This window comes from Mycobacterium sp. TH-M103 (assembly GCF_057473785.1).
Genome location: NZ_JBYCLG010000054.1, coordinates 1 through 6,273 on the forward strand (window position 1 = coordinate 1; position 6,273 = coordinate 6,273).

General features: G+C 68.1%; 5 protein-coding genes. 3 read left to right on the forward strand and 2 right to left on the reverse strand.

The window, feature by feature from the left end; genetic code table 11:
• Positions 1-1,149, reverse strand: a 1,149-nt coding sequence (locus tag AC2VOR_RS02640; RefSeq protein ID WP_486963156.1) for a lipid-transfer protein, incomplete at its 3' end; no start/stop codon positions are given.
• Positions 1,146-1,607: a Zn-ribbon domain-containing OB-fold protein gene (locus tag AC2VOR_RS02645; protein ID WP_486963157.1), complete on the reverse strand. Its 462-nt coding sequence runs from the start codon at positions 1,605-1,607 to the stop codon at positions 1,146-1,148. The genes AC2VOR_RS02645 and AC2VOR_RS02640, both read right to left, overlap by 4 nt.
• Positions 1,608-1,742: 135 nt before the next feature.
• Between AC2VOR_RS02645 and polA the strand changes: the two genes are divergently transcribed.
• The 3 genes from polA to rpsA all read left to right on the forward strand — a co-directional run.
• Positions 1,743-4,406 (forward strand): DNA polymerase I, encoded by a 2,664-nt coding sequence (gene polA, locus AC2VOR_RS02650; RefSeq protein WP_369741622.1) that lies wholly within the window; start codon positions 1,743-1,745, stop codon positions 4,404-4,406.
• Positions 4,407-4,417: 11 nt separating this feature from the next.
• Positions 4,418-4,864: a DMT family transporter gene (locus tag AC2VOR_RS02655; RefSeq protein ID WP_369738915.1), complete on the forward strand. Its 447-nt coding sequence runs from the start codon at positions 4,418-4,420 to the stop codon at positions 4,862-4,864.
• 107 nt (positions 4,865-4,971) lie between these two features.
• On the forward strand, positions 4,972-6,273 hold a 1,302-nt coding region (rpsA, locus tag AC2VOR_RS02660), incomplete at its 3' end, for a 30S ribosomal protein S1 (protein ID WP_486963158.1).

The following is a 6,273-nucleotide window of genomic DNA, read 5'->3' on the forward strand; positions in this document are numbered from 1 at the left end:
GATGCCGACCGTGGCGTTCTCCACCTGCCGGCCCGTCGCCTGACCCCGCAGCTGCCAGGTCAGCTCGCAGACCTGCGCGATCGCCTGGGCGGGGATCGCCTCGCCGAAGCAGGCCAGGCCGCCCGACGGGTTGACCGGGATCCTGCCGCCGACGGTGGTCGCCCCGCTGCGCAGCAGGGCCTCGGCCTCACCTTTGGGGCACAACCCCAGGTGCTCGTACCAGTCCAGCTCCAGCGCGGTGGACAGGTCGTAGACCTCGGCCAGGCTGACGTCCTCGGGCCCGATGCCCGCCTCGGCGTAGGCCGCGTCGAGGATCTGGTCTTTGAACACCCGCTCCGGTGCGGGCGTCACAGCGGTGGAATCCGTTGCGATGTCCGGCAATTCGGGTAGGTGCTGCGGGTATCGCGGGGTTACGGTGCTGACCGCCCGCACCGACGGCACGCCGTCGAGCGAGCCGAGGTGTTTGCGGGCGAACGCGGCGCTGGCCACCACCAGGGCCGCCGCGCCGTCGGAGGTCGCGCAGATGTCGAGCAGCCGCAACGGATCGGAGACCACCGCGCTGGCCAGCACGTCCTCGACCGACACCTCTTTGCGGTACCGGGCGTTGGGATTCTGCAGGCCGTGCCGGGAGTTCTTGACCTTCACCCGGGCGAAGTCCTCGAGGGTGGCGCCGTAGAGGTCCATGCGCCGCCGCGCCAGCAGCGCGAAATACACCGGGTTGCTCGCCCCGATCAGGTGGAAGCGCTGCCAGTCGGGGTCGTTCTTGCGTTCCCCGCCGACCGGGGCGAACGCGCCCTTGGGGGTGGTGTCGGCGCCGATCACCAGCGCGACGTCGCAGAAACCGGCCAGGATGTGGGCGCGGGCGCTCTGCAGGGCCTGCGAGCCGCTGGCGCACGCGGCGTAGCTGGAGCTGACCGGGACGCCGTTCCAGCCGAGTTTCTGCGCGAACGTCGACCCGGCGATGAAGCCGGGATAGCCGTTGCGGATGGTGTCCGCGCCGGCCACCAGCTGGATCTGGCGCCAGTCCAGCCCCGCTTCGCCGAGCGCGGCCCGGGCGGCAACCACCCCGTATTCGGTGAAGTCGCGGCCCCACTTGCCCCACGGGTGCATTCCGGCGCCGAGGATGTAGACGGGTTCCGGAATGCTCATCGGGGCGCGACCTTCCAGGCGTGGACGACGCGCTCGACGCCGTCGTCGTCGGTGAACAGCAGCATCGTCGTCAGCTCCATCTCCATTCCGACTTTCAGGTCGGCCGCCAGCGTGCCCTGGACCACCTTGCCGAGCACGATCAGTCCCTCGTCGGCCAGCTCCACCGCGGCGATCGCGAACGGCTCGAAGGGGTCGGGGGCGGGATAGGGCGGGGGCGGGGCGTACCGGTTCTCGGTGTAGCTCCACAGCGTTCCCCGTCGCGACAAGGCGACCGACTGCAGCGTGTCGCCGTCACACGCCGGGTTGGGGCAGTTGTTGCTCCGGCCCTCCGATTGGGGAGGCGGGAAGACGTAGGTGCCGCACTGGGGGCACTTGCTGCCGATCAGATAGGGGTTGCCGGAGCTGTCGGTGGCGAACCATCCATCGATCGCCGGTTCTTGGCGGATGACCTCTGACACCGTGCCAGCGTACCCAGCGCCGGTAGGAAACTGAAACGTGTTGCAGTTCTGTGGCGGCGGTGGGCCGTGTCAGGTGGGGTGCCTAGAGTGTGACCCGTGAGTACCGCCGGCGAGGACAAAACCAGGCCGACGCTGATGTTGCTCGACGGAAATTCGCTGGCGTTCCGGGCGTTCTACGCGCTGCCGGCCGAGAACTTCAAGACCCGCGGCGGCCTGACCACCAACGCGGTGTACGGCTTCACCGCCATGCTGATCAACCTCTTGCGCGACGAGGCGCCGACGCACATCGCCGCGGCGTTCGACGTGTCCCGCGAGACGTTCCGTTCCGAGCGCTACCCCGAATACAAGGCCAACCGGTCGGCGACCCCCGACGAATTCCGGGGCCAGATCGACATCACCAAGGAGGTGCTCGGCGCGCTGGGCATCACGGTGCTCGCCGAGCCCGGGTTCGAGGCCGACGACATCATCGCGACGCTGGCCACCCAGGCCGCCAACGAGGGCTACCGGGTGCTCGTGGTCACCGGGGACAGGGACTCGCTGCAGCTGGTCACCGACGACGTGACAGTGCTGTACCCGCGCAAGGGCGTCAGCGAACTCACCCGCTTCACCCCCGAGGCCGTCGTCGAGAAGTACGGGCTCACCCCCGCGCAGTACCCCGACTTCGCCGCGCTGCGCGGCGATCCCAGCGACAACCTGCCCGGCATCCCCGGGGTGGGGGAGAAGACCGCCACCAAGTGGATCGCCGAATACAGCTCGCTGCAGGGCCTGGTCGACAACGTCGACGCGGTGCGCGGCAAGGTGGGCGACGCGCTGCGGGCCAACCTGGCCGGGGTGGTGCGCAACCGCGAGCTCACCGAGTTGGTGCGCGATGTGCCGCTGGCCCAGACCCCGGACACGCTGCGGCTGCAGCCCTGGGACCGCGACCACATCCACCGGCTCTTCGACGACCTCGAGTTCCGGGTGCTGCGCGACCGGCTGTTCGACACCCTGGCCGCGGTCGAGCCCGAGGTGGACGAGGGTTTCGACGTGCAGGGTGGCGCGCTGGAGCCCGGCACCGTCGGGCGCTGGCTGGCCGAGCACGCCGGCGACGGGCGCCGGGCCGGGCTGGCCGTCGCGGGCACCCATTTACCGCACGGCGGGGACGCCACCGCGCTGGCGATCGCCGCCGCCGACGGGGAGGGCGGCTACATCGACACCGCGGCGGTGACCCCCGAGGACGACGCCGCGCTGGCGGCCTGGCTGGCCGACCCGGCCAAACCCAAGGCGCTGCACGAGGCGAAACTGGCCATTCACGACCTCGCGGGCCGCGGGTGGACGCTGGGTGGGATCACCTCAGACACTGCGCTGGCGGCCTACCTGGTGCGGCCGGGGCAGCGCAGCTTCACTCTCGACGACCTCTCGCTGCGCTACCTGCGACGCGAGCTGCGCGCGGAAACCCAAGAGCAACGACAACTTTCGCTGCTCGATGACACCGACGGCACCGACGACCAGGCGGTGCAGACGCTGATCCTGCGGGCGCGGGCGGTGGTGGACCTGGCCGACGCGCTGGACGCCGAGCTGGACCGCATCGACTCCACCGCGCTGCTGGCCGAGATGGAGCTGCCGGTGCAGCAGGTGCTGGCGGAGATGGAACGCGCCGGCATCGCCGTGGACCTGGACATGCTCGGCGCGTTGCAGAGCCAGTTCGGCGACCAGATCCGCGACGCCGCCGAGGCCGCCTACGCCGTGATCGGCAAGCAGATCAACCTGGGCTCGCCCAAGCAGCTACAGGTCGTGCTGTTCGACGAACTCGGCATGCCGAAGACCAAGCGGACCAAGACCGGCTACACCACGGATGCCGACGCCCTGCAGTCGCTGTCCGACAAGACCGGCCACCCGTTCCTGCAGCACCTGCTCGCCCACCGCGACGTCACCCGGCTGAAGGTCACCGTCGACGGGCTGCTCAACGCGGTCGCCGCGGACGGCCGGATTCACACCACGTTCAACCAGACCATCGCGGCCACCGGCCGGCTGTCGTCGACCGAACCCAACCTGCAGAACATCCCGATCCGCACCGACGCGGGCCGGCAGATCCGCGACGCGTTCGTCGTCGGGAACGGCTACTCCGAGCTGATGACGGCGGACTACAGCCAGATCGAGATGCGGATCATGGCCCACCTGTCCGGCGACGAGGGGCTGATCGAGGCGTTCAACACCGGCGAGGACCTGCACTCGTTCGTGGCCTCCCGCGCGTTCGGGGTGCCCATCGAGGAGGTCACCGCCGAGTTGCGCCGCCGGGTCAAGGCCATGTCCTACGGGCTGGCCTACGGGTTGAGCGCCTACGGGCTTTCCACCCAGCTCAATATCTCCACCGAGGAGGCGAAGGTCCAGATGGACCAGTACTTCACCCGGTTCGGCGGGGTGCGCGACTACCTGCACGCCGTCGTCGAGCAGGCCCGCAAGGACGGCTACACCTCCACGGTCTTCGGCCGCCGCCGCTACCTGCCCGAGCTGGACAGCAGCAATCGCCAGGTGCGCGAGGCCGCCGAGCGGGCCGCGCTCAACGCGCCGATCCAGGGCAGTGCGGCCGACATCATCAAGGTGGCGATGATCCGCGTCGACCACGCGATCAAGGAGGCCGGGCTGGCCTCGCGCATGCTGCTGCAGGTGCACGACGAGTTGCTGTTCGAGATCGCCCCCGGCGAGCACGAGCAGGTCGAGAAGCTGGCCCGCGAGCAGATGGGCCGGGCCTACCCGCTCGACGTTCCGCTGGAGGTGTCGGTGGGCTACGGCCGTAGCTGGGATGCGGCCGCGCACTAGCTAGGAGTGTCATGAACCCGATCTGGATGATTCCGTTCATAATCCTGGGCGGTGCGCTGCAGACCTGCGGCGCGGCCATGAACGGTCAGCTCTTCAAGCACCTGATCAACCCGTGGCTGGCCTCGGCGGTGTCGTTCGCGGTGATCACGGTCTTCTTCGTCGCGGCATTCCTGGTCATGCACAGGCCGTTGCCCAGCGCGAAGGACGTCGCGTCGATGCCCTGGTGGGCCGTCGTCGGCGGTCTCGTCGGGGCCGTCCAGGTCTATGCGGGCCTCACCCTGGTCAACCGGGTCGGAGCCGGAACTTTCATGGGCATCACGGTCACCTCGGCGCTCGTCATGTCCTTGGTACTCGACCATTTCGGCTGGCTGCGCCTCGATCCTCACCCGATCACGGCGTGGCGCGCCCTCGGGGGTGCGCTGATGGTCTGCGGTGTCGTGTTGATCGCCAAGTTCTGACCTGGATCGGCCGTCTGAGTTTGTCCAGCGTGTGCAGTGTCGAGTAGCCTCGATGGGTAAATCCCACATTGTCCCTACGACCCAACCTGTCCGGAGCAACCCACCACATGCCGAGTCCCGCCGTCACCTCGCCCCAAGTAGCCGTCAACGACATTGGCTCCAGCGAGGATTTTCTTGCCGCAATAGACAAAACGATCAAATACTTCAACGATGGCGACATCGTCGAGGGCACGATCGTCAAAGTGGACCGGGACGAGGTGCTCCTCGACATCGGCTACAAGACCGAGGGCGTCATTCCCGCCCGTGAGCTGTCCATCAAGCACGACGTCGACCCCAACGAGGTCGTTTCCGTCGGCGATGAGGTCGAGGCCCTGGTTCTCACCAAGGAGGACAAAGAGGGCCGGCTCATCCTGTCCAAGAAGCGCGCGCAGTACGAGCGCGCCTGGGGCACCATCGAGGCGCTCAAGGAGAAGGACGAGGCCGTCAAGGGCACCGTCATCGAGGTGGTCAAGGGCGGCCTGATCCTCGACATCGGGCTGCGCGGCTTCCTGCCCGCCTCGCTGGTCGAGATGCGCCGCGTCCGCGATCTGCAGCCCTACATCGGCAAGGAGATCGAGGCCAAGATCATCGAGCTGGACAAGAACCGCAACAACGTGGTGCTGAGCCGCCGCGCCTGGCTGGAGCAGACCCAGTCCGAGGTGCGCAGCGAGTTCCTCAACCAGCTGCAGAAGGGCACCATCCGCAAGGGTGTGGTCTCCTCCATCGTCAACTTCGGCGCGTTCGTCGACCTCGGCGGTGTCGACGGTCTGGTGCACGTCTCCGAGCTCTCCTGGAAGCACATCGACCACCCGTCCGAGGTGGTCCAGGTCGGCGACGAGGTCACCGTCGAGGTGCTCGACGTCGACATGGACCGCGAGCGGGTTTCGTTGTCGCTCAAGGCCACTCAAGAAGACCCGTGGCGGCACTTCGCCCGCACCCACGCCATCGGCCAGATCGTGCCGGGCAAGGTCACCAAGCTGGTGCCCTTCGGCGCGTTCGTGCGCGTCGAGGAGGGCATCGAAGGTCTGGTGCACATCTCGGAGCTGGCCGAGCGCCACGTCGAGGTGCCCGATCAGGTGGTCGCCGTCGGCGACGACGCGATGGTCAAGGTCATCGACATCGACCTGGAGCGTCGCCGAATCTCGTTGTCGCTCAAGCAGGCCAACGAGGACTACACCGAGGAGTTCGACCCCGCCAAGTACGGCATGGCCGACAGCTACGACGAGCAGGGCAACTACATCTTCCCCGAGGGCTTCGACTCCGAGACCAACGAATGGCTCGAGGGATTCGACAAGCAACGCGCCGAGTGGGAGGCCCGCTACGCCGAGGCCGAGCGCCAGCACAAGATGCACACCGCGCAGATGGAGAAG